Source organism: Oxynema aestuarii AP17 (genome assembly GCF_012295525.1).
GTDB classification, from domain to species: domain Bacteria; phylum Cyanobacteriota; class Cyanobacteriia; order Cyanobacteriales; family Laspinemataceae; genus Oxynema; species Oxynema aestuarii.
Genome location: NZ_CP051167.1, coordinates 6,070,477 through 6,095,259, shown reverse-complemented (window position 1 = coordinate 6,095,259; position 24,783 = coordinate 6,070,477). Strand labels below are relative to the sequence as shown.

Here is a 24,783-nt window from a genome sequence, read left to right as displayed (position 1 = left end):
GAACGAGAAGAGATCGCCGAGAATACTTGCTAATGCCCGCGATCGCCGCGAGCATCCGGAAGTCTCGGGAGTAGATCGCCGCGATTCGAGCAAAAGGTTAGCCGCCATGCCAGAACCCCAGGTAAACTCAAAAGAGCTTCTGCTAGATAAAACCTACCCAAACTTACCCATCAAGTCTGAAAGCTTGATGAACAATACGTTTGAGTTGATTTTACTTCCTGCTTCTACCAAGGGAGTCTGCTCGCTCTTGTCCACAGGCGTTAATTTGGCCGTAGCTCGACCTATTTTTTCCAGATTTTTAGCTGCGTTTAAATCTCTGTCTATTTTGAGATGACAATGGTCGCAACCAAACAGTCTTTCTGATAAGAGTAATGAGTCTTTAATGCTTCCACAATTAGAACAGATTTTACTAGATGGATAAAATCTGTCTACGATTATTAATTGTGACCCATATATTTGGCTCTTATATTCCATCTGCCGTCGGAATTCATAAAACCCCATATCGGCGATAGATTTAGCTAGTTTATGATTGGCCATTATGCCCGATACGTTTAAGTTTTCTATCACATTAACGGCGTGGTTCTTGCATAATTGCGAGGTCAACTTATGTAACGTATCTTTTCTGAGATTAGCGATTTTCCGATGGAGTTTTTGGACTTGAAGCTGGGACTTTTTTCGATTGGCAGAGCCGAGACTTTTTCGGCTAACTTGTCTTTGGAGTCTAGCTAGTTTATTTGAATGCTTTTTATATGCTTTTATTCCTTCTATACTTACTCCCGTTGATAAGGTGGCAAGCGCTTTTATCCCCAAATCTATCCCCACTACATCTGTTTTCTTCTCGGTGGGGGTCACGTTGACATCTATTTTAAACGAAATAAACCAGCGATCTGCCTCTCGACTAATCGTCACATTTTTGGGTTGATAATTTTCCGATAATCTTTCATAAGTTTTCAGAATTCCAATGACAGGAACCTGAATTTTATTTTCAGATAATATTTTTATGGTTCCATCTAGAGTAAAGCTGTCTTGTCTGCCTTTTTTCTTAAATTTAGGTCTAGATTTCTTTTTTTTAAAGCAATCTTGCCACGCCTGGGCGAGATGTCTGAGAGCGTATTGAGGGGCACACTTAGAAACTTCGTAATACCACAGATTCTCTGGTTTTACTAACTTATTTAACCATTTATGTAAGTCAATTGCTGTGGGAAATTTGATTTTTTCATCGGGACGACAATCGGCATTATGTGATAAAATTCCTAAACATAACCCGTGACCCCAATTGTAAGCATGACGCGCCACTCCCGCATGACGAGCAAGTTTTTGTCGTTGGGTAAGATTAACTTTAAGTTGTGTTTTAAACCCTAATAACATGGAGTTAAATGCTCTACGCTACCAATAGCGCCTAACTAGAGCTAATTTTACCACCACTGATGACTTTATTAACAATTCAGTTTCTAGAAATATTGGTCAATGCTCCGGGAATTTCTCACGATTTGAGTAAGATTGGATAAGATTGGGTAAGTTTTCGGCTTCTGTAGTTAACCCCCGTCCACTGCACCCCTGGAGTGGCTAGGGAACTCTCCCGTGGGTGAACGAACGAGCGATAATTGACCTTGAAGATTATATCCGAGGAAAGCGTCCTGATTTTGGCTGACGTGAGCAGACACAACCCATTAACAGAGGATAGAACGGGGCTAAAGGGTTTGAAAACGGGATGCGCCGTGGGAGGCAGCAGCCGAGATCTTCGCCGGACAGGGGGGACGAGCCGGGATCGCGCCCGCACGCGGCGACCCCCGGGGACTTGAGCGATCGAGCCGGGCGATCGCGACGCCCCAATCCCTATCGGCGTGAATGTTGAGACCCCTTGCAGCAGGAGATCGGTGCATGAGTGAGGAACCCAAAAGTAAGCCGAAAATTCTGGTCGTCGATGACGAGCCGGACAATCTCGACTTGCTTTATCGCACCTTTTATCACGATTATCGCGTTCTGAGAGCCGACAACGCCCAAGACGCCCTGCAACTGCTCGATCGCGAAGGGGATATCGCCGTGATTATCTCCGACCAACGGATGCCGCGCATGAGCGGTACGGAATTTCTCAGCCTGACGGCGACCCAATATCCAGACACGATCCGGATCATCCTCACCGCTTACACCGACGTCGAAGATCTCGTCGATGCGATCAACTCCGGTAAAGTTTTTAAATACGTCACCAAACCCTGGAACGACGAGAAACTCAAAGGGGTAGTCGCCCAGGCGATCGACACCCACAACGTCCTCAAGGCGCGCACCCGCGAACTTTGCCGCACCTTGCGCCAGGAATCGTTGCTCAACGCGATTACCAATACGATTCGATCGCGCACCACGGACCGCCAGATCCTGCAAACGATCGTCCAAACCCTCGGTCAAATGTTTGAAGCGAGTTACGCGATCGTGCGCTCCTGTCAAGACGACCGCCTGGACGAGGAATCGTTCATCTATCAAAAAACCAAAGGGGGCAACACCCCCACCCTGCCCCCGGAAATCTTGGCGGAAACGGTCTGGCTGACCTACGACCTCGAAGCGATCGCAGATGTAGAAACTCATCCCCTGTTTCAGGACGACAGCGAGGCTGCCGAACGACGACGAGCCGCCTATCGGGCGGCAAATATCCGGTCGAGTTTGATCGTCCCGTTGATGTTTCGCATGGATTTACTGGCGGTGTTGGCCCTGCATCAATGCGGCGAACCGCATTCGTGGCAAGACGACGAAGTGCAGTTAGTATTTATGGTCGCCGATCAAGCCGGACTGTCGTTGTCCCAGGCGAGAGCTTACGCGCAAGTGCAGGCCCTGGCGAAACAGGAAGCCCTAATTAACGCGATTACGACGGCGATCCGGTCGAGTCTCAACCCGCAAGATATTTTTGCGGCGATCGCCGAACAACTCGGACAAGCGTTGCAGGCGGACGGCTGCGCCCTCTCGTTGTGGACCGAAGATGACGAATACGTGCAGTGCGTGGGCCTGTACGATGCCAGTTTGCAAGCGGTGGAAGTCTCCCACGACAGTTCCCTGACGGCGGGGGACGAAGGCGATCGCGCTCCGGAGGAAGGGGACTCGCTCCCCTCGGGCCGTCATTTCCCGTCCGAATTACCGCGATCGCTCGTTCCGATTCGCGGCAATCCGGTTCAACAACGCTTGCTCACCACTCAAGCCCCCGTCGTCGTCAACGACTTGCAACTGACCCCGGAATTTGCCGGGGTAGACTTGCCCTTGCGCCTTCCGGCCCGGGCCTTACTCGTGGTTCCCCTGATCGGCGACGGCAAAATTATCGGCAGTATTTCCCTGCGTCAAAGCCACAACCCTCGCCACTGGCAGCCTGCAGAAATCGACTTGGCCCAGGCGGTGGCGGCCCAAGCGGCGATCGCCGTCCAACAGTCGCGCCTCTATCAAAAAACCCGCCAGCAAGCGGAACGCCTGCTCGAACTCAACCGTCTCAAAACCGAATTTTTTCAAAATATTTCCCACGAATTTCGCACCCCCCTCACTCTGATGCTCGGTCCGCTCGAAGCGGCGGTGGAACGCCAGCAACCCCTCCCTCCCGAGCAAGCAGAAGTCGCCCTGCGCAACAGTCGCCGCCTGCTGCGTCTGGTCAACCAACTGCTCGACCTCCAGCGCCTCGATGCGGGGAAAATGCAGGCCACGTTCCGCCCGTGCGATTTAGTCGCCTTCGTCGGGCAAACGGTGGAGATGTTTCGCCCCTATTGCGAGAAAAAAGGGTTGACGGCGATCGCCCAAATCGAGCCGTGCGAACCGATTTATTTGGATCTCGAAAAGTTCGACAAGGTCCTTTATAACTTGATGTCCAATGCGATCAAGTTTACGCCGAGGGGCGGACGGATTGTGGTGAGTTTGCATCAGGCGGGCGATCGCGCGATCGTCCAGGTCGGCGATACGGGAATTGGCATTCGCACGGATCAGATCCCCCACCTGTTCGAGCGCTTTCGTCAGGCGGAAGGATCGGCGAATCGCTCTTACGAAGGCAGTGGCTTGGGGTTGGCTCTGGTCAAGGAGTTGGTGGAACTCCACGGCGGTCAAATTACGGTGGAGTCGGTTTACGGTCAAGGGAGTCGCTTTACGGTGTGGTTGCCGATGGGGAATGCTCACTTACCGAGCGATCGCGTCTTGGAAGTGCCGACGGAAGTTAGCCCCCGCCGTTCCGCCGTGGAATTGGCCGATGTGGAAATGGAATTGCAAAATGCCACGGATTGGCAAGGGTTGCCCGCCGAGTTGCCGACGGCGGCGGGCGAACGCGAGGCGGTGGCGATCGGGGCGCGGGTTCTGGTGGTGGACGATAACGCCGATTTGCGCCACTACGTCGCCTCGATTCTCGAACCGGAGGGTTATCGGGTCTCGTTCGCTCGCAACGGCGCCGAAGGCTTTGACAGCGCCCAATCCCAACCACCGGACTTGATCGTCAGCGATTTGATGATGCCGTTGGTGTCGGGGTTGGATTTAATCCGCATGGTTCGTCAGGATGCTGGGCTTAAGGGGATTCCCATTATTTTGCTCACGGCGAAGGTCAACGAAGAAACCCGGATTGAAGGGGTGGAGAAGGGGGCGGATACCTATTTGGCGAAGCCGTTTAACGATCGCGAGTTGTTGGCCCAAGTTCGCAATCTGCTGGCGCTCAAGGAAAATGAACGCCGGGTCGCCGAGTTGAATCGGTATTTAACCGAGTCGGTCCTCAAGCGCTTTTTGCCGCCGACGTTGGTGGAAAAGGCGGCAACGGGTGAACTGGCTCTCGATTTGCGTCCGGAACCCCGTTTGATCGCGATTTTATTTAGCGATATCGTCGGGTTTACTCAGTTGGCGAATACGGTGCGATCGCGCCGGGTGGCGGAAATTCTCAACGAGTATTTGGCGGAAATGACCCAAGCGGTGTTCGACAATGGCGGAACCGTGGATAAGTTTGTCGGCGATGCGGTGATGGCGATTTTCGGCGCCCCGGAAGAATGTTCGCCGAACGAACAGGTGTTGCGGGCCGTGGCCGCAGCCCGCCAGATGCACCGCCGCCTCGATCGCCTCAACCAAAACTGGGAAGCCCGGGGTCTGCCTCGGGTGCGCTTTCGTTGCGGCATTCACCAGGGAACGGCGGTAGTGGGCATGTTCGGCAGCCCGGAACGCTCGGACTACACGGCGATCGGGCCGAGTGTCAATATTGCCGCCCGTCTCCAGGAAGTCGCCGATCCCGATTGTATTTTGGTCTCGGCTGCCGTGGCGGACTATTTGCCGGACGAGGAGATTCGCAAGTGTCGCCCCTTGCAGCTCAAAGGGATTGACGAGACGGTGTTGACGTTTGTGGTCGATCCCGAAGCGGCGAGTTGACCGCGATCGCGCTTCCCCGGAAGGTCTATTTCCCGGTGAATTTGAAGCGCGATCGTGCAACGCAGACCCTGCGCGATCGCGACCTTGACAAGATCGCGCAATTATGCAGTCACTAATTGCGCGACTTCTAACGGTTCTCCCGTCAAACTAAAGGCGCGAACTTCGGTAATTTTCACCTTCACTAATTGTCCTTTGAGGCGATCGAGATCTCCCGTGAAAAAGGTCAAACGATTCGATCGCGTGCGACCCATCACTTGCGTCGGATCTTTGGGATTGAGATCCTCGACTAACACCTCTTCAATCCGTCCCCCATAACGCTGCGATCGTTCGGCGGCGCGAACCCCCACCAAATGATTCAACCGTTGGAGGCGATCGCTTTTCACCTCTTCCGAAAGCTGGTTTTCCCACAGCGCCGCCGGAGTCCCGGGACGCGGCGAATACGCCGCCGTATTCAACTGATCGAACCCAATATCGTCGACCAATTTGAGCGTATTTTCAAACTGTTCTTCCGTTTCTCCCGGAAACCCGACGATCGCATCCGCACTAATCGCCGCATCCGGCATCAATTCGCGAATTTTATCGATAATTCGGCGATATTTCTCTTGCGTATATCCCCGCGACATCGCCTTGAGCACGTCATTATCCCCCGACTGAAACGGAATGTGAAAATGTTCGCAAACCTTCGGCAAATCCCGACAAGCGCGAATCAATCTTTCCGTAAAATAACGGGGGTGACTCGTCGCGAACCGAATCCGTTCGATCCCCGGAACGTCGTGAACGAAATAGAGCAGATCGGTAAAATTATACAAATGCCGTCCGTCCTCTTTCGTCCCCGGCAAATCGCGCCCGTAAGCGTCGATATTCTGTCCGAGTAAGGTCACTTCCTTGTACCCCTGACGTCCGAGTTCCTCCATTTCCGCCCGAATCGCCTCCGGCGTCCGCGATTGCTCGATTCCGCGCACGTTCGGAACCACGCAGTAGCTGCAGCGTTCGTTACAACCGTAAATCACGTTCACCCAAGCCGTCACCCGACTATCCCGGCGCGGTTTGGTGATATCTTCGATAATATGAATCGGTTCCGTGGCGACCACCTGATTGCCCGCAAACACGTCGTCGAGCAAATCTTGCAGGCGGTTCGCATGTTGCGGCCCCATCACCAAATCCAGTTCCGGAACCCGCCGCATCAGCGCTTCCCCTTCCTGTTGCGCCACGCATCCGGCGACCACTAAGGTTAAATCCGGTTTCTCTTGTTTGCGTTTGGCTTGTCGGCCCAGATAAGAATAAACTTTTTGTTCTGCATTGTCGCGAATCGTGCAGGTGTTGTACACGACGAGATCCGCCGCTAACGGGTCTTCCACCCACTTGAAGCCCATGTTATCGAGAATACCAGCCATGCGCTCCGAGTCGGCTTTGTTCATCTGACAGCCGAAGGTTGTAATATGATATCGGCGAGGAGAAGACGACATAGTTATCGATGGTTTGTCACTAAACGGTCGAAGATTGAGTCGCGATCTGCTGCCGTTGCTTTCATCGGGATCGACGCGGACAGCTCGGCTGTGGCATTGACCCTAACGCGATCGCTCCTTTCCCTTAGCATCGGCGTCAGATCTCCGCACAGACTCAAACGCATCCTCTATTATAGAGCCTGGGGTTCAATTGCTCCGCTAAAACCTGCGATCGCCGTTGCCGAAATCGTCGTTCGTTGTCGCCCGGGCGATCGTCTATCATTTGAGCTTGAAATCGATCGCCGTACCAAAATAGAGCTGCCGTGCATATCGAAAATCGCTCCCAATATAAAGAAACCTGGGATAATTTAGCCGGATCCAGTGATAACGCCAAATTATATGTAGCCGGACATACCGACGAAGCCGAATTAGATCGAACCGGACTCAATACCGTCAACCGAATCGAACGCTTGGTCGGGATTCGTCCCACCGATATCTGTTTGGAAATTGGCTGCGGAATTGGCAGAGTGGGCAAGTTTTTAAGCCCGAAATGTGCCCAATGGATCGGCACCGATATTTCCGGGCAAATGTTGCGTTATGCTGCCGAACGTTTGGCGGGATTGGACAACATCGAACTGATTGAATTAAGTACGGTGGGGTTGAGTGAAATCCCCGATTCTTCTATCGATATGGTTTACTGTACGGTAGTTTTCATGCACTTGTACGAATGGGATCGCTATCGTTACATCCTCGAAGCCTTTCGCGTTCTCAAACCCGGCGGACGTTGCTTTTTTGACAATCTCGATATCACCTCCAAACGCGGTTGGGAAATGTTTATGGAGGGCTTTTCTTATCCGATCGATCGCCGTCCCGCCCATTTGAGTATGTGTTCGACCGGGGACGAACTTTATACCTATGCCAAAAAAGCAGGTTTGGAACGAGTAGAAGTTCATCGCTGGGGTGATGCCCGCGTGGGCGTAACGGGGGTCAAACCCGGACGCAGTCGATCGTAATTTCTCAATTTCTCATAAGGTTCTCATGAGAGGAGAACGGTCAATCGTCCGAATGAAAGATTTCTACCGATAGAAATATAAGACTTGAGATAGAGGTAGCGATCGCCCTCCCACGCCTAAGCTAATTGATAGCGAGGGACATATCGAAAAGATCTGGAGCTTCGTAATTCTCACGGCCAGATTGAATCAAAAAATTCGATAGCTTTCGGAAACTGGATGAATTTATCATTCGTCCAGTTTCAGTTTTTTTCACTCTTGCTGTTGGACGACAAGGAAAGATTTATGAAAAAGTTAACGAACTGGTTCGCAACTATCGATTTTAAGCATAATTTAAAGAATATTTTGGCCATCGGACTAGCCGGGATCTTCTTAGTGGTAACGACTGCGTGCAGTAGTGGCACGATGGGGGGCATGAATTCCACCGATGCTAAGGTACAAACCCTTCAAGAACGGGCGGAACAAAACTTAGACAATCGCACGGGTAACCCCGCCGAAGCCGGACGCCGCGCCGTTGAAGATTTATCGGCAACTCAAGAGGAGTTAGGCGATTCTGCCGAAGAAGCTGCGGAAAATATCGGTAAAAAGGCTAAAGCCGGATTGGAAGAAGCTAAAGAAGAAACGGAGGATTTCTTACAAGGAAGTGCGCGCCAAGCTGAAGATGTCGCCGATACGGTTACATCGAAAGCAAATCGAGACTTGAAAAAGAGCAAACGCGCCCTAGAAGATACGGTAGATGCGGCAGAAAATAAAGCTAAAAAAGATTTGAAAACGACCAAACGCGCCTTAGAAGATGCGGAAGATGCGATCGACTAAAGGCGATCGCCCATCTTCAAGGAAACAGCCCTCTCAATTCTATTGAGATCCAAATCTTCTAATTTTTTTCAATCGATAAAATAGACAAAAATTATGGCGAACGATGGTTCGCCTAATTTTTTATGAGATTTTTGATGGGTGCCTTACTTGCAGTTTGCTTGCTGTTGCAAAATTTTGCTCCTATTTTGCTCTTTTAAGTCTAAAATGCAACCTCCTGCGATCGGCGATCGCAAAAGACTTCCAAAGAAGTTCGATCCTCAAGAGATGTTCGATACCTATCCGCTACCAGCATCCTGCTTCTGTTCGATTGAGATACATGCTACCGCCTCAGATAGTGCCGACAGATTGCCAGTCCTCGTTTGCTTCATGGCCCGCCGTTCGTGCGATAATTTATTCCAATCAGATACATAAGCCGATCCGATCGCCCCTCCCGAGTAAGGGATCGATCGCCGGGTTGAGATAACCTATAATTTGTCAGCGATCGCGATCGCTCCTACTTGTGACCGAGATCTCGGTAGAGGGGGGGTGGCGATCGCCCCCGATCGACGTCCCGAGCGGCCACAATGAGGCACGCCGTGACGTCGATCGAATTTTAAACCCATGCAACACTTAGGGAATCGCCGCCAAGAAACCATGGAAGAACTGTTCGGGGAAATCTTTCTCTCCGGTCAACTCACCCGAAGCGATCGCCTGCGCTTGCGAGAAGCTCTTTTAGCCGACACGATCGCCGAAGACCATCAAGACATCATCAACCGCGTCCTTCACAGCACCAAACGCGGTAGACTCCAACTCAAAGCCTAACAGCCTAACCGTTACCGTCGGTCGATCGCCCTTTTTCCAACGGGGGAACCGGATCGTATCCCCCGGGATGGAAGGGATGACAGCGCAAAATTCGGGCGATCGCCATCCAACCTCCCCGCCACGGTCCGAACCGTTCCACTGCTTCTAGAGCATATTGAGAACAGGTCGGCTCAAATCGACACGAAGGGGGAAATAAGGGCGAAATCAACCATCGATAACCCCGAATTAATCCGGTCAAAATCCACTTCACGATCGCCACCGTCTGCAATCTTTCCCTCTATTCTCTCATTTTTCTCCAACTTTTACCGAGACGCAACCCGGCGATCGCCTAAAGTGTAGGGAACGAGTTCTATCCCTAAACATCCGTGTTTGAAATTGAATCGATCGGTACTCTTTCCCTACAACTGGCGGTCGTCTCCCTGTGGTTAGGTGGAATCATCCTCGCCGCCGAAGGAATTTACCAATACACCCACATTTCCTCCGAAGTCGTCCGCAAAATCGTGCATATCGGTACGGGAAATGTGATTTTATTTGCCTGGTGGCTGGAAATCCCCGCCTGGGTGGCTATTGGGGCGTCCGCCGTCGCCGCCACCGTCGCCTTACTGTCCTACCGCTTCGAGTTTTTACCGGGAATTAACAGTATCGGACGTAAAAGCCTCGGCACCTTTTTTTATGCGGTCAGTATCGGCGTTCTCGTCGCTTGCTTTTGGCCCGTGGGTCATCCCGAATATGCGGCGATCGGCATTCTGGTGATGGCGTATGGCGACGGGTTAGCCGCGTTAATCGGCCAACATTTCGGCAAACATCCCTATCGCTTTTGGGGCGAAAAAAAGAGCGTGGAAGGCTCTTTAACGATGGCGATGGGTGCCTATTTTGTCAGTATTTTAATATTAATTGACGTGCGCGGTAATAGCTGGGAAGTCTGGGCGGTGAGTTTGGCGATCGCCGTGTTGGCAACGGTTCTCGAAGCTTTTTCAAAACTGGGAATTGATAACCTCACCGTTCCTCTCGCGAGTGCGGGATTGGCGTTTTTCTTATCTCAATGGTTTTGATCGCAAACCGAACCAATGGGGGCGATCGCCCACCGTTCGATCTTACCTTTCCTCACCGTCGCCGTGGTAGGGTTCGCCTTCAAACGGTTGGACGCCGCTTTCAGGATAAGAATCGTCGCTGGGTCTGAAGATTCGGGCGGCAGCTTCGGAAACGGACTGCATAAATTTGGAAAGCAACTCTGAGAGGTTCATAAAATACCTGCCTCCAAATGACATTACATCTGTCTTTATCTTAACGGGCGATCGCCGATCGCGTCATCTATCATAAGAATGAGGGAGACAACCAGGGATCTCTAGGGTCTGGGGGTCTCGAAGGTCGGGCGATCGTTAGGTTACAAAATGTTATCTTTTCGAGATTGATAACTCGATTTCGACCCCAAAAGGTAACGGAGCGATCTGCTCCTCGCCGAAGCGATCGACCTAGGGAATCCGTAACAATTATTATTTCCCCTTTTCAAGTGCTTTTTGCAAACACTCGGGCGATCGCCACCGATATAAAAGACCCCATTCGGAACCAGAAATGGGGTCTAGAGTGGGTGGAGATTTTAGCATTCAATGGATTGGCAATCTCAATCCGCCCAACGGCCTTGTTTGTACGGTTCGCCTTCAAAGGGTTGCACTCCAACCATCGGATAGCGATCGTCACTGGGACTGAACAAGCGGGCGACGGCTTCGGAAACATGTTGCAGAAATTCTGAAAAAGCTTTAGAGACATTCATGGTAAGATCCTCAAAGTGAAAGCTATGGGAACTGGAAAGCTTCGATGGGAAATACCATCACCTTTCTTACTTTTCAGGATAAGCTCAAAGCCTCCTTTTAAAAATGGGTTTGCAATATTTATTATTGGAACTTATCAAACTGCAATATTTTAGTTAAAAACGATCGCGGGGCGTAGGAGAGAAGCCCCAGGAGATCGCTGCTATTTTTGTGCAAAGTTGGGGTCAACAACCTGCCCGCGCGGAGAAGATCGCCCTGATGCCCCGGGTGGGGTTGCCCGGGCAGACCCGGCGCCGTCTGCCGCCCCAGATTTTAATGAGATTTACTATAATTGCCGTCTGTCAGAAGATAGAAAATTGCCGGATTCGGGACTTTAACCAACGAGTCGTACGGGTTTTTGGAAAAAATCGTGAAAATTTGACCGGGTGAGGTCGATGATTTTTAGTAAATACCACTATAATTAAAAAGAAAGACGCGAGGAAGCGGGTCAATGGCCAGTGGAAGTCAATCGGACAATGTTCAGCCTCTTCCTTCCCTCGGGATGGGCAACGAGCTAGAACTGACACTTAAAGGCGAAGATTACAGCTTGCTGACCGATTTGTACGAGCTGACGATGGTCGCCTGTTATTGCGGCGAGGGCCTCGACAGCCGTCCGGCGAGTTTCGAGCTGTTCGCGCGATCGCTGCCCGACCACTTCGGATATGCGATCGCGATGGGCTTGCAGCAGGCGATCGAATACCTGCAACAATTGCGTTTTACCCCGGCTCAGATCGAGAGTTTGAAAGCCACGGGCATTTTCGCCAAAGCACCGGAAAAATTCTGGACGCTGTTAGAAACCGCCCGCTTTACCGGAGATCTGTGGGCCGTCCCCGAAGGAACCGCCGTATTTGCCAACGAACCGCTTTTGCGCGTCGAGGCGCCCTTGTGGCAGGCTCAACTGGTCGAAACTTACTTGCTCAATACCATTAACTATCAAACCCTAATCGCCACGCGATCGGCCCGCTTGCGCGATGTCGCCGGACCCGAGGCCATTTTGCTCGAATTTGGCACCCGGCGTGCCTTCAGTCCCCAAGCTGCCCTGTGGGCGGCCCGGGCGGCTTTAGCGGCGGGATTGGACTCGACCTCGAACGTGCTGGCGGCGCTCAAACTCGGTCGCAAACCTTCGGGAACGATGGCCCATTCCCTGGTGATGGCGCTCACGGCGACGGAAGGCAGCGAAATGCAGGCATTTAGAGCATTTTTGCATTATTTTCCCGGGGCGGCAGTATTGATCGATACTTACGATACGGTAGAGGCGGCGCGCTATTTGGCCGATCGCCTGCAAGTGGGCGAGTTTGAAGTGGGCGGAGTGCGCCTCGATTCCGGGGATTTAGTGAGTCTGTCGCAACAAGTGCGATCGCTGCTGCCGGAGGTACCCATTTTTGCCAGTGGCGACCTCGACGAATGGGAAATTGCCCGCCTCAAACGGGAAGGCGCCGAAATCGACGGCTATGGATTGGGAACGCGCTTGGTGACTGGAGAAACCTTTAACGGGGTTTATAAGTTAGTCGAAATTGACGGGATGGCGGTGATGAAAGAGTCGAGTTCTAAGGTGACCTATCCCGGACGCAAGCAGATTTTCCGGCGCGTTGACGAGGACAAGGGACTGGGCGATCGCCTCGCCTTGGCCCACGAAACTGCCGAAGTGGGAGAAGTAGCGCTTTTACAACGAGTGTTAAAACAAGGAAAACGGGTGCAACCGCCAGAAATGCTCGAAGCGATCGCCGAACGCACGCGCACTGCCGTAGAATCGCTCTCGGAAGAAGCACGCCGCATCGAAGGGGCGATCGCCCCGTCCGTGGAGATTTCAGCCGAATTGCAAGCGCTGACGGAAACCACGAAACATCAATTGTCTAGCTAAATCTTCACGGTCAATTTGCCCGCTTGGTTTTCTGACCCAACTCCCCCCGAAACTCGCGGCGATCGCGCCAGCAGACCCCCCTCAAGCGATCGCCGATCCTTCCCCAACTCAATGATTTCACCCCTCGACACCATAGGCCCATGACTAAAATTGCCTTATTTGGAACCAGCGCCGATCCGCCGACCACCGGACATCAAAAAATACTCGCTTGGCTGTCGGAACACTTCGACTGGGTAGCCGTGTGGGCCTCCGACAACCCCTTTAAATCCCACCAAACTCCCCTCGAACATCGGGCAACCATGTTACGCTTGACCATTCAGGAAATCGCGTCACCGCGCCATAACATCGCCCTCGATATGGAACTGAGCCACGGTCGAACCCTCGAAACCGTCAAAGTCGCCCGCCAAAAATGGCCCGACGCCCAACTCTTCCTCAGTATCGGTTCCGACCTGATCGCCCAACTGCCCCAATGGTATCGCGTCGAAGCCTTGCTACAGCAAGTCGATTTACTCGTCGTTCCCCGACCGGGATATGCGATCGATCCCGCCGGATTGCAACAGTTGCGCGACCTCGGCGCCACCGTCAGCGTGGCGGATTTAGGCGCCCCCGCAGTTTCCTCCACCGCCTATCGAGAACGACAGCAAAGTGAAGCGCTCACTGCCGCGATCGAGGCATACATCCATCGAGAAAAATTATACGCATGTCAGGACGCGAGCTAAAAAAAACGATCGTCGAAACCGCCGGACCCCCCGATTTTAAAGTTGGCGTCGATAACGCAATCTTCTCCGTGGATACCGCCCAAAACCGCCTGCTGGTCCTGTTGGTCATGCGCCAACACGAACCCTTTCTCGGTCAGTGGAGCTTACCCGGAACCTTAGTGCGCCATAGCGAATCCCTCGAAGACGCCGCCTATCGCATTCTCGCCGAGAAAATTCGGGTCAACAATCTCTATCTCGAACAGTTGTATACCTTCGGCGACCTCGGACGCGACCCTCGCGAGTCCCCCGACAGTTACGGCGTGCGCTATTTGTCCGTCAGTTACTTCGCCTTAGTCCGCTTTGAAGAAGCGGAACTCGTCGGAAGTGGCGTGCGCGGGATTGCCTGGTATCCCTTAGAAGAAGTCCCGCAACTCGCCTTCGATCATAATAAGATCCTCCAATACGGTCATCGTCGGTTGAGAAACAAGCTCGAATACAGTCCGATCGCCTTTGAAGTGCTACCCGAACTGTTTTCTTTGAGCGATCTTTACCAACTTTACACGACTGTTTTGGGAGAAAACTTCGCCGACTATTCCAATTTTCGCGCCCGGATTCTCAAACTCGGTTTTCTCGCCGATACGGGCTTGAAAGTCTCTCGCGGTGCCGGACGTCCCGCCACTTTGTACCGTTTCGACGCCGAAGCTTTCGCCCCGTTAAAAGATAAACCGTTGGTGTTTATTTAGAATTTAGAGTTTAGATTTTAGAGAACCAGTCAGCAGTCTTTTTACCTTTCTCCCTCTTATCCTCCTCCCTCCTACCGTTCTAACAATGAAGATCGCGATCGCCCAACTCAATCCCACCATCGGCGACTTGACCGGAAACGCCCAACGTATCCTCAATCGCGCCTACAAGGCGGCGGATGCTGGCGTGCGTCTCTTACTGACCCCCGAATTGTCCCTGTGTGGCTATCCCCCGCGCGATTTACTCCTGCGTCCGAGTTTCATCGAGGCGATGTCCGACCAACTGCACGAATTGGCGCGCCAGTTACCCCCAAATATTGCGGTATTGGTCGGAACGGTCGATCCCAATCCCGGTAATGCGATCGATGGGGGTAAACCTTTATTTAATAGCATTGCCTTACTCGACAATCGCCAAGTTTGCCAGTTTTTTCACAAGCGATTGCTACCGACTTACGACGTTTTCGACGAACACCGTTATTTTGAACCGGCTTCCAACAGTAATTTTTTTACTCTGGACGGATCCTCGATCAAAATTGGCGTGACGATTTGCGAGGATTTGTGGAACGATGAGGAATTTTGGGGCAAGCGATCGTATTCGTGCAATCCGATCGCCGATCTGGTGCAAGCGAAGGTCGATTTAATTGTCAATTTATCCGCTTCTCCTTATACAGTTGGCAAACAAGAATTGCGCGAGGCGATGTTGCGTCATAGTGCTTTAAGGTATCAAATTCCGATTATTTATACCAATCAAATTGGCGGCAATGACGATTTAATTTTTGACGGATCGAGTGTGGCGTTTTCTCGGTCTGGCGAGTTGCTATGTCGCGCCAAAGCATTTGCTAAAGATGGCGTCGCCCTACATTTTAACGAAACAAACAAAGATCTCGAAGCGATCGCCCCTTCCGACGGGTTACATACGGCGATCGAACCGCTAAAAAGTAAAAATGAGGCGATTTGGTCCGCATTAGTTTTAGGCGTCCACGATTACGCCCGGAAATGCGGTTTTGGGAAAGTAGTTATCGGTTTGAGTGGCGGCATCGATTCGTCCCTGGTCGCGGCGATCGCCACTGCAGCTTTAGGGGCCGAGAATGTCTTGGGAATTTTGATGCCGTCGCCGCATAGTTCGCCACATTCGATCGCCGACGCCGTAGATTTAGCGAAGAATTTGGGCATTCAGACTCACCAACTGCCGATCGCCGAGATGATGGAAACTTACGATCGCAGTTTGAGTGAATTATTCGCCGGAATGAGTCCGGATGTGACCGAGGAAAACTTACAGTCTCGCATTCGCGGTAATTTGTTAATGGCGATCGCTAATAAATTCGGTCATTTGTTATTGTCTACGGGGAATAAATCGGAAATGGCCGTGGGGTATTGCACCCTTTACGGCGATATGAATGGCGGTTTGGCCGTGATTTCTGACGTTCCGAAAACCCGAGTTTATGCGATTTGTAAATGGCTAAACGAGCGAGAGAAACAAGCGGGTCGAGGCGAAATGATTCCCGGGAATGTATTAATTAAACCTCCGAGTGCGGAGCTCAAACCGGATCAAAAAGACGAAGATTCTTTACCGCCTTACGAGATTCTCGACGATATCCTCTACCGCGCGATCGAGAATCACGAATCCCCGGTCGAGATCGTCGCCGCCGGACACGACCCCGCCACCGTCGAACGAGTGGTGCAACTGCTGACCCGCGCCGAATTCAAGCGGCGACAAGCGCCACCGGGGTTGAAAGTGACCGATCGCGCCTTCGGAACCGGATGGCGAATGCCGATCGCCGCACGTTTGCGCCACATTGTCAAAAATCCCCAAGAGCATAAAAGTCCGGTGACCTTGCACGCCGCACCTTAAATCGCTTCTCGCGGGCGATCGGGTACAATACAGTTGTTTCAATGCATCTATTTTGCAAAAATCGCTCGCCTTTAGCGGTTTTCAACCTGTTGGCTCCAAGAGCTAACAACTGCCGAAACCGGACAAATTCATGAATGGTCTAATTTGGTGGATGGGAGGGAGTGCGATCGGCATTTTCGCTCTCATCTTTTTTGTACTTTATATTCGCGGAACTTTTCGCGATCGCGTCGAATACAAAATCGAACATCTCCCCAATCCCGAAGCCGAATATTTCCCGTTGGCGATCGCCAGTTTATCCAATTCGGTCGTGACTTCCGGTTATTGTACGGACTTTTGGAACGACCCCGATCGCATTCAACGCGCGCGTCTCGAAGCGATTCAAAAAGCGCGTCGCACGATCCATTTTGAAACCTTTTTCATGACTCCCGGACGGCGCGCCAATGACTTCGCCGACGCGATCGCCGACCGCGCGATCGCCGGAGTTGAAGTCAAGTTAATTGTAGACGATTACGGAACCAGTCAACTCCCGAAAAGTTACTGGCAGCGTTTGCAAAATGCAGGGGTAAAAATCCGCATTTTCAACGCTTTTAATTGGAAAGCGCCTGCCAATTATGCCGGACGCAGCCACCGTAAATTATTACTTGTCGATGGTGAATTAGGGTTGGTGGGAGGTGCGGGAATTTCCGATCGCTGGGATGGCTGGCCAAAAATTGGCGATACTCAACCGTGGTTCGATTGCGAATTCCGCTTAGAAGGGGCGATCGTTTCGGTTTTAGAAGGGATGTTTCTCCAACATTGGACGTACTGTGGCGGTCAAGGGAATCTCTCTAAAGAAATGTTTATTCCTCATGAAGATAGCGAGAATAACCCGCAATTTATCGTCACGCCGGGAGCTAATCCCAGCTATCGATCGTCGGGAATTAGAGCTTTATTTCAAACCGCCATTATTGCCGCCAGAAAGCGCATTTGGTTGGCGAGTCCTTACTTTTTACCCGATCCGAACTCTCGTAAAATGCTCGTCGCCGCCAGGAACCGAGGGATTGACGTCCAAATTTTAACCACCAGCCAGCGTTGCGACAAACAGTTTGTTTATTATGCTTCTTACGAGACTTATGGCAAATTACTCAAAGCTGGGATTAAGATTCACCAACACCAGCCGAGTATGCTGCACGCGAAGTTATTATTAATCGATGATTGTTGGGTGAGTACGGGGAGTGCGAATTTCGACCCGCGCAGTTTTTTTCACAACGACGAACTCGATTTTTCCAGTGGCGATCGCACCTTAGTCGGTTACGTCCAAAAAGCTTTTGAGGAAGGCTTCGCGCGATCGCAAACCGTGAGTTTCTCCGACTGGAAGGCGCGATCGCTCGAACAGCGTTTGATGGGTCGTTTGGTCAGTTTCATTCAGTGGGAACTGTAAGGGATTTTAGAGTTTAGAAGCGAATGAATATAGCATAATGCTAAATTGTGAAATTGATTCAACCGTAGGGATTTTATACCGATCCTTGTTCTCAATAAAGTCACTCAACCTATTATTTCCATGAAAAACTTTAACCAACCCATTATCTAACTCATACAACTGAGAAGAGCTATATTGTCAGAAAGAATAGGATGAGAAGAGCTATATTGTCAGAAAGAATAGGAAAAGAGGGCTAAGCTGTTAGACATTTAAACTGCATGAGTTAGACTAGCACTCTTTCCTAAAAGCACCATAAAATAAGGTTTTCGGTGGTGCGGGCATCCTGCCCGCCTCTTTACTCCTATGCATTTTAAAAGAGAAACAGCTTAATGAAGTTACTTATAGTATTCAAAAAGTGACTTATTAGCTGTTGTCTCATTGTCATAAAAAGTTTACATATAGTCTATATTTATCCCAACTTCAAATTTTGCAAGTTGAACTCTAAACGTGGAAACAATATAAAAAAGTGCTTTGGTCTGGGAATTAGACGGCGTAGACGAGAGCTAGATATTTCTCAAGAGAAGCTCGCCGAATTATCCGGTCTACACCGCACTTATGTTTCCGGTATAGAAAGAGGACTTCGCAATCCCTCCTTAGAAAATATTGAAAAACTTGCTATTGCTTTAAAAATATCGATCGCAGATCTTTTCAACCAATATGTTCGTTCAAACAACTTAGATGAATAATCAAAACTGGTTTTCGGATCGTAATAATCAAATCCAAATTAATACCATAGAGATTTATAAAAGCTTAGTCGATCGAATTGAACGTAAAATACAAAATAACGAACAAACCGCAAATATTGTAGATTGGCTAGTCTCTGAAACACAACGAGTTTTCCAAAAAAATTATAATAGAATTCCAACTCAAGGGGCTTTGAACAACTCAATTGGAAGATGGAATGAGTTTATTGCTCTAACTTTATTTACAAAAAGTGTAATTGACTACAATCAAAAACATCCAGACTCTTATGTTGTTGTTTTTAAATTACCTAATACAAAAATTAGCAGACAAAATTTAACTCCCTCAAAATTTTTACAGCTTTTCCATAAACAGGAGTTTGAAAAGCAGGGAAAACTTGCAAAATTGTCACCATTTAAAGAAAAAATATTTTTTCCCAGTCCAGATTTTATAATTGTTAATTTAGACGGACAGTCCCACCTTTTATTAGGGAATAATTATAAATCAGAACTTACACAACTGTTACAACAACAGTCTCGGGAACCAAATGAAAATAAAATATTTCCTTTTTTACAAGGTAAAATGTTAGCCAGTCACCTGAAATCTGCTATTTCTTTAAAGACATCTAACCGTCCGGACCGACGATATCAACCCTTGTTTGAAGCTGCCATGATTAAGGCAATGAGTTCTGCTACTCATCAACAGTGGCGTTACTATATGGTTGCTAGCGAATTTACTGAAACCGATCAAATCTTATTTGAAAAAGCGATAGCACCTCATGGTATTGCCATTCAAAAAGAGTCTAAGTTTGTAGATAATATCTATTTGAATTTAAACAAAAATAATTTCCATGGACTAATTGACGATTCTATGAGCTAAATTGATTTATTATTTTATTGGTCATAATTCTAGAGGTAAAACAAGCTGAATATCAAGTTTTTTAGATTGAATTTTATCATAACTTTGCGGTTTTAACAAAAAGTCAAAGATACTTTTAGCAATTCCTTGAGCAGCTAAATAGGGAACTCCATTGCCAATTGCTTTGAACATACTTGTTAAAGATAAATTATCGGGAAAGATAAAATTTCTAGGCATCGATTGAATTGCTAAAGCTTCGGCGACAGAAATACGACGAGGTTTATAGGGGTGTAAATGAACTTCATTATTACCATAACAAGCGGTAGGAGAATATCGCCATCGATGGAGTCTCTTAAAGGATTTGCGAGAATTATCGCCTTCTTCAATTGACATGAATTTAGCCTTGCCAGATCTCGGTTTAAAGTGGTGACTTGCATTGAAATGTTCTTTCACTTGGTTTTTACAAGAAAACCAAAACTCAACGGTTAATTCTAGAGAAATATTGTCAGGACAGGGAAGAATAGAATTTTCGCCAAAAGTATTCCGGGAAGGCCAATTGTAATTTAAAAGCACATCTTTTGAATAGGAAGTATATTTATCCCAAGGAAATAGTTTTTCCACTGAATCAGAATGATTTAAAAGATTGTTATCGCGTAGTACACGATTGTTGAATCCAATCAAAATAATTCTTTCTCGATCTTGAGGAACACCATATTCTATGCTATTAATTAGATTTTCGGTCAAAATATATCCCGATTTTATTGCTTTTCTTTTTAGTTCTTCATAGAAGAATCTGTGCTTTTTTGTTTTCCACAAACCTTTAACATTTTCAAATAAAAAAAAATCGGGCTTGTATTGACAAATAATTTCGATATATGAGGTAGATAATTTACCTAAATTTCCTTCTCTTCCTCTATTTTTACCACCAATTGAGAAATCGGGACAAGGTGGGCCACCAATAAAGCCAATGATATCCGTGGCACGACGAGCTTCAGTAATAATATCTTCAAAATACGTTTTACTGTTGCCATCGATAAATTCTTTTATGTCTCCTGCTTCTCCTGAATGGCAGCCATATTCTGGAAGTGGTAACTTTAAATTTCTTCTAGAGAATTTATAAGCATGAATAAAATCGGAAGAAATATCGCTGGCATGAACAATTTTAAAACCAGCCTTTTCAAACCCTAAATCTAGGAAACCTGCACCGGAGAAAAATGAAAAAATAAAAGGTTGCATGAATTTAGATTAATAGATAGACTCTAGCTTGAAATTTTACAGGACGGTACCGATGAAGCTAGGCAGCAAAAACTTTTGAAAGAAGAGATTGCTACACTCAGTCAACTCCCCACAAAATGACCGACTTATCCTGACTTCCGGTGGCCAAAATTGTGCCGTCCGGAGAGAAAGCAACGGCTAAAACATAACTGGAATGACCGCGCAAGGTAGCGATTGACTTTCCAGAGGCGATCGCCCATAACTTAATCGTACCGTCGGTGCTCGCCGTGGCCAGAACTTCGCCGTCCGGGGAGAACGCCACCTCAGAAATCGAGTCCGCGTGTTCCGTCCACTCGTGCAGCTTTTCCCCTGTAGCGACATTCCAGAGGATGGCGCGACCGTCGAGGTCTCCACTGGCAAGGGTTTCGCCGTCTGGAGAAAAGGCCACCGTCTCTACGGCGCGGGAATGTGCGATCGCCGTCTGGCGCAACTGACCCGTGTCTGCATTCCACAACTTGACGCTACAATCCCAACTCCCACTGGCAACGGTTTCGCCATCCGGGGCGATCGCCACCGCCACGATCGGTTTAGAATGTCCGGTAAGCGTGCGCGTCGCTTCTCCCGTTGCCAAATTCCACAATTTGACCGTCTTATCCCAGCTTACGCTGGCCAGGGTGCGACTGTCCGGGGAAATGGCGATCGCCTCGATCGGCTTTGGATGCGCCAACCAGCTTTTTTGTTCCTCTCCCGTCGCCACATCCCACAACTTAATCGTCCCGTCCAAACTCGCCGTCGCCACCGCGTCCCCATCCGGTAAAAACACCACCGCATTGACAAAATCCTCGTGACCGACCAAGATTTTGCCTTCTTTCCCCGTCGCCACGTCCCACAGTTGCACCGTCGTATCCACCGAACCACTCGCTAACTGCCGTCCGTCCGGCGAAAACGCCACGGTCACCACCGGGGATGAATGTGCGGTAAGTATCCGATCTTTCTGCCAATTGTGGGATACCTTCATCATAAATACTGGCGATCGTGCGATCGCTCGACAATTTCCAAACACAAAACAACAGCCATTAATATCGATCTAAGCTAGACCTGTTACACTAAACAGCCTGAGTCCCCTCATCCAAGCCAGTCGCCATGACCCCTTTAACACCCCTCCTGCTACCAACCACTGCCTGACTATTTTAAGTCGTAACTGCACCCCCGTCAGCCGTTCCCCACTTTTGTACATTTCCTCCAAATCCACAACTATGCCTAGAACGAGCAACACCGCCGCTTTTGACTTTGACGACGATAAATTCCAGGCGCCTCCCTCCGAGATTATGCCGTGGTGTCAAATCGTCAATCCCCGCTACACCGACAACGGTATGACCCCCTTCGGCTTCGCCATCTCCGCCGAAAACGCCACCAACGCCGGATTTACCCCCGATGAGAATTGGCAGCATGTCGAATACGAATTCGGCGACGGCGAAATCAAAGACCTCTACCTCACCACCACCCCTAAAGTGATCGTCGTCCGGCGCGGTCCGGTTTGCATCAAATATCGCGAAACCGGGGAACTCGTCGGACGACTCGGGGACTATTACGACATGTTCATGGCGAACAAAGTCAAATTCAAAACCTTCACCCGTCACCTGGTCTTTCTCGTCGGGGAAGATAAAAAATTCCTGCACCCGCATCCCTTGCGTCTGAGTGTCAGTGGCGCCGCCGGGGCCAGTTTTGGCAGTTGTTATCGCCTGGTGCGTTCCGGCGAAACCCCGAGTGGATTTACCGTCGAACTCGAAAAAGCCTACGCCAGTTTCCGCAACCAACCTTACGTCGCCAAAAATCCCCTATTCCACGCCCACGGGATTTACTGTCCGTTCATCGAAGCGGTGGAAAAAGGCATGGGAGAAAATACCGCCTTAGTCGCCACCACCACGGATTACGAACATCCCACCGCCTCCAATTTGATCGATTATTTAATCCCGTCGAACTCTAAAGAGTCCGAAATTATTTGTAACGCCTTCGAGGAATATCAAAACTTCGGACAAGATATCCCGAAAATGGAAGAACCCCCCAAAGAGACAACCCCCGATGACGGCAACGCCTACGTCTACGAAGACGAATTCGACTATGCGGAACCTCCTTATTAAGGGTTGAACTTGACGACCTCGACCGAGCGCCTGAAAAGGCGCTTAATTATAAGCTAAGAAGGCTCCATCACTTCAGGCAAAATGGCGCCGTCCAGACGCGCGCCTGTGAAGTATGCTCCCCAAATATCGGCTTTTTCTAAAGTTGCTCCACTTAAATCGGCCATTTTGAGATCGGCCATTTTTAAGTTGGATTCGCTCAAATCGGCTTCGGCGAGATTCGCTTCAAATAAATTGGCTCCATTGAGGTTCGTTGCTTTTAAATTAGCGCCGTTGAGATTGGCTCCGTTTAAGGTAGCTTCTAATAAGATGGCTCCTTCTAAATTGGCGCCTGAGAGATTGGCTTCCGATAAGGAACAGTAAGATAAGTTAGCGGCTTTGAGATTGGCTCCGGCTAAATTGGCTCCGGTGAGATTGGCTTTGCGAAGATCGACGTTTTCTAAGTTGGATTGGGAGAGGGTGATTTCTTTAAAGTCCCGCTCTCCGGAAGCATAACGTTCTAATAAATCTCGTACTTCCATCGGTGTTCTCCTCGATGTGGATAGCACTCGATCGCCAGCATAGTCCGATTGGCGCGATGTTACAGTAGCCATTGTTGCGATCGCTCTATTTTAGCGGCGATCGCGATCCTTACAGGGAATAAATTCAAACTATTGCTTTAACCGATCGCTTTCAACTCAGGTGTCATGCAAAAAATTACGATAATCGGCGCCGGACCTGCGGGACTGTTACTCGCTCACTATCTCTTAAGTCGCGATCGCTTTCAGGTCGAAATGTACGATCGCCTCGACGACCCGCGACTGCTTGAAAATGCTGGAAATCGTACCTTTCCCCTGTCCCTACAAGAACGGGGAACCAAAGCACTACAAGGGATTCCCGGGTTGGCGGAAAAAATTGCCGATCGCGCGACCTTCTGCACGGGAACGATGCTCTATTCCCAGTCTGGAAAACCGAGAATCGTCAAACGAGAAAAGCCGATTTTGTGCATCGATCGCCATGAATTAGTGACGATCTTATTAAATGAATTGACGCAAAATCATACTGGCGATCGTCTCAAAATCACGTTTAACTGTTGCTGCACCGAAATTGATGCCGAGGCGAAGTTGGTAACTTTAGAAACAGAGAACGGCGAACGATTGACGACCCATTACGAGCTTTTAGTGGGGGCTGATGGGGCGCGATCGCGAGTTCGAGAGTGCTCGGTCAATTCAACGGATTTAAACTGCGAGCAAAGTTATGCTTTAGATGATTATAAATCCCTATTTTTGAATCGCATCAATTCCGACGAATCGATTGCATTAGCACCGGATAAAATTCATGCCAGCAATATAGGGAATCAAATTCGTATTCTTTTAGTTCCCCAACCCGGCGATCGCCTGAATGGAACGATTATTTTCAAGCGGGATAAAAATCCCTTTGAGAACTTCTCGACAGTGGCGGAACTCAAAGCCTTTTTTCAAGAAAATTTCCCACTTTTCAGTCAATTAATGTCTTCAGAAGAAGCAGAATCTCTCTTTGAAAGGGCGATCGGTCGGATTGTAACTGTGAAGTGCGATCGCTTCCACCATAGTAATAGTATTCTCTTGATTGGAGATGCAGCTCATGCCGTTTCACCGTCCATCGGACAGGGATGTAATATGGCTTTGGCAGAGGCAAAAGTTGTTGCTGAATTGAGCGATCGCCACGGCGATAATTGGTCGCAAATTTTAGCTGAATTTTCCAGACAGCAAGTTCCGGAAGCTCGTGCGTTGCAAGAATTATCGGATTATTGTTTTCCTCGGAGTAAATGGCTGATTTTAGAATTTTTCTTGCGGTTGCGAATTCGCCGCCTTTTAAATCGATGGTTTCCCCAGTGGTTTAAACCGTTTTTATTCGATTTAATTTTCGATACCGATTGCTCTTATTCCGAAATAGTACAAGATTATCGATTTTGGATCGATCGCGTCAAACGCAATACAGAATCATTTCAGTAAATCAGGAATAAGAACTTTTTATAACCTCTTAAAAGATCTTCAATTGGGGGAAATCGATCGATAAAATCGG

At 49.3% G+C, this 24,783-nt stretch carries 22 protein-coding genes; 14 read left to right on the top strand and 8 right to left on the bottom strand.

The genetic code is table 11. The features are described 5' to 3' along the window. Positions 1-153 precede the first annotated feature (153 nt). Complete coding sequence (locus HCG48_RS24365) at positions 154-1,368, bottom strand: RNA-guided endonuclease InsQ/TnpB family protein (protein WP_168571495.1); 1,215 nt, start codon at positions 1,366-1,368, stop codon at positions 154-156. A 513-nt stretch (positions 1,369-1,881) separates the two neighbouring features. On the opposite strand from HCG48_RS24365, the gene HCG48_RS24360 reads away from it, so the two are divergent. After that, positions 1,882-5,358 carry a response regulator gene (locus HCG48_RS24360; RefSeq protein WP_168571494.1) on the top strand — a complete coding sequence of 1,159 codons (3,477 nt, stop codon included), beginning with the start codon at positions 1,882-1,884 and terminating at the stop codon, positions 5,356-5,358. A 101-nt stretch (positions 5,359-5,459) separates the two neighbouring features. Here HCG48_RS24360 and miaB read toward each other — a convergent pair whose 3' ends face one another. Next, entirely contained in the window at positions 5,460-6,824 is a 1,365-nt protein-coding gene (miaB, locus tag HCG48_RS24355; protein WP_168571493.1) for a tRNA (N6-isopentenyl adenosine(37)-C2)-methylthiotransferase MiaB, read from the bottom strand. Positions 6,825-7,126: 302 nt separating this feature from the next. Between miaB and HCG48_RS24350 the strand changes: the two genes are divergently transcribed. The 3 genes from HCG48_RS24350 (at position 7,127) to HCG48_RS24340 (ending at position 9,430) form a co-directional block, all read left to right on the top strand. After that, positions 7,127-7,816 carry a class I SAM-dependent methyltransferase gene (locus HCG48_RS24350; protein WP_168571492.1) on the top strand — a complete coding sequence of 230 codons (690 nt, stop codon included), beginning with the start codon at positions 7,127-7,129 and terminating at the stop codon, positions 7,814-7,816. A gap of 372 nt (positions 7,817-8,188) precedes the next feature. Further along, positions 8,189-8,629 (top strand): hypothetical protein, encoded by a 441-nt coding sequence (locus tag HCG48_RS24345; RefSeq protein ID WP_210437125.1) that lies wholly within the window; start codon positions 8,189-8,191, stop codon positions 8,627-8,629. Between the two features lie 600 nt (positions 8,630-9,229). Beyond that, complete coding sequence (locus HCG48_RS24340; protein ID WP_168571490.1) at positions 9,230-9,430, top strand: hypothetical protein; 201 nt, start codon at positions 9,230-9,232, stop codon at positions 9,428-9,430. A 4-nt stretch (positions 9,431-9,434) separates the two neighbouring features. On the opposite strand, the gene yidD is transcribed toward HCG48_RS24340, so the two are convergent. Then, a complete protein-coding gene (gene yidD, locus HCG48_RS24335; RefSeq protein ID WP_168571489.1) occupies positions 9,435-9,680 on the bottom strand; it encodes a membrane protein insertion efficiency factor YidD in 246 nt (81 codons plus the stop codon). A gap of 115 nt (positions 9,681-9,795) precedes the next feature. Here yidD and HCG48_RS24330 point away from each other — a divergent pair, with 115 nt between their 5' ends. Continuing rightward, positions 9,796-10,482: a diacylglycerol/polyprenol kinase family protein gene (locus HCG48_RS24330; protein ID WP_168571488.1), complete on the top strand. Its 687-nt coding sequence runs from the start codon at positions 9,796-9,798 to the stop codon at positions 10,480-10,482. Positions 10,483-10,524: 42 nt separating this feature from the next. On the opposite strand, the gene HCG48_RS24325 is transcribed toward HCG48_RS24330, so the two are convergent. Both HCG48_RS24325 and HCG48_RS24320 read right to left on the bottom strand, forming a co-directional pair. Beyond that, a complete protein-coding gene (locus HCG48_RS24325) occupies positions 10,525-10,674 on the bottom strand; it encodes an isochorismate synthase (RefSeq protein WP_168571487.1) in 150 nt (49 codons plus the stop codon). Positions 10,675-11,051: 377 nt separating this feature from the next. Then, positions 11,052-11,201, bottom strand: coding sequence for an isochorismate synthase (locus tag HCG48_RS24320; protein WP_168571486.1), 150 nt, complete (start codon positions 11,199-11,201; stop codon positions 11,052-11,054). A 539-nt stretch (positions 11,202-11,740) separates the two neighbouring features. Between HCG48_RS24320 and HCG48_RS24315 the strand changes: the two genes are divergently transcribed. The 7 genes from HCG48_RS24315 to HCG48_RS24285 all read left to right on the top strand — a co-directional run bounded on the left by HCG48_RS24315 (position 11,741) and on the right by HCG48_RS24285 (position 19,408). Beyond that, positions 11,741-13,099 (top strand): nicotinate phosphoribosyltransferase, encoded by a 1,359-nt coding sequence (locus tag HCG48_RS24315; protein WP_320415797.1) that lies wholly within the window; start codon positions 11,741-11,743, stop codon positions 13,097-13,099. Between the two features lie 140 nt (positions 13,100-13,239). Continuing rightward, a complete protein-coding gene (locus tag HCG48_RS24310; protein ID WP_168571484.1) occupies positions 13,240-13,818 on the top strand; it encodes a nicotinate-nucleotide adenylyltransferase in 579 nt (192 codons plus the stop codon). Then, on the top strand, positions 13,800-14,540 hold the full coding sequence (locus tag HCG48_RS24305) for an NUDIX hydrolase (RefSeq protein ID WP_168571483.1): 741 nt from the start codon (positions 13,800-13,802) through the stop codon (positions 14,538-14,540). The genes HCG48_RS24310 and HCG48_RS24305 overlap by 19 nt, the downstream gene beginning before the upstream one ends. An 85-nt stretch (positions 14,541-14,625) precedes the next feature. Further along, a complete protein-coding gene (locus tag HCG48_RS24300; protein WP_168571482.1) occupies positions 14,626-16,389 on the top strand; it encodes an NAD+ synthase in 1,764 nt (587 codons plus the stop codon). Between the two features lie 130 nt (positions 16,390-16,519). Continuing rightward, positions 16,520-17,809: a phospholipase D-like domain-containing protein gene (locus HCG48_RS24295; protein ID WP_168571481.1), complete on the top strand. Its 1,290-nt coding sequence runs from the start codon at positions 16,520-16,522 to the stop codon at positions 17,807-17,809. A gap of 473 nt (positions 17,810-18,282) precedes the next feature. Beyond that, positions 18,283-18,534, top strand: coding sequence for a helix-turn-helix domain-containing protein (locus tag HCG48_RS24290; protein ID WP_168571480.1), 252 nt, complete (start codon positions 18,283-18,285; stop codon positions 18,532-18,534). Continuing rightward, complete coding sequence (locus HCG48_RS24285) at positions 18,527-19,408, top strand: Cfr10I/Bse634I family restriction endonuclease (protein WP_168571479.1); 882 nt, start codon at positions 18,527-18,529, stop codon at positions 19,406-19,408. The genes HCG48_RS24290 and HCG48_RS24285 overlap by 8 nt, the downstream gene beginning before the upstream one ends. A gap of 21 nt (positions 19,409-19,429) precedes the next feature. On the opposite strand, the gene HCG48_RS24280 is transcribed toward HCG48_RS24285, so the two are convergent. After that, positions 19,430-20,623: a DNA cytosine methyltransferase gene (locus tag HCG48_RS24280; protein WP_168571478.1), complete on the bottom strand. Its 1,194-nt coding sequence runs from the start codon at positions 20,621-20,623 to the stop codon at positions 19,430-19,432. A gap of 97 nt (positions 20,624-20,720) precedes the next feature. After that, entirely contained in the window at positions 20,721-21,623 is a 903-nt protein-coding gene (locus HCG48_RS24275) for a WD40 repeat domain-containing protein (RefSeq protein ID WP_168571477.1), read from the bottom strand. A gap of 235 nt (positions 21,624-21,858) precedes the next feature. On the opposite strand from HCG48_RS24275, the gene HCG48_RS24270 reads away from it, so the two are divergent. Beyond that, positions 21,859-22,743, top strand: coding sequence for a DUF5895 domain-containing protein (locus HCG48_RS24270; protein WP_168571476.1), 885 nt, complete (start codon positions 21,859-21,861; stop codon positions 22,741-22,743). A 53-nt stretch (positions 22,744-22,796) separates the two neighbouring features. Here the strand turns inward: HCG48_RS24270 and HCG48_RS24265 are convergent, their stop codons facing one another. Beyond that, complete coding sequence (locus tag HCG48_RS24265; RefSeq protein WP_168571475.1) at positions 22,797-23,261, bottom strand: pentapeptide repeat-containing protein; 465 nt, start codon at positions 23,259-23,261, stop codon at positions 22,797-22,799. A gap of 165 nt (positions 23,262-23,426) precedes the next feature. Here HCG48_RS24265 and HCG48_RS24260 point away from each other — a divergent pair, with 165 nt between their 5' ends. Then, positions 23,427-24,713, top strand: coding sequence for an FAD-dependent oxidoreductase (locus HCG48_RS24260; protein WP_168571474.1), 1,287 nt, complete (start codon positions 23,427-23,429; stop codon positions 24,711-24,713). Positions 24,714-24,783 lie beyond the last annotated feature (70 nt).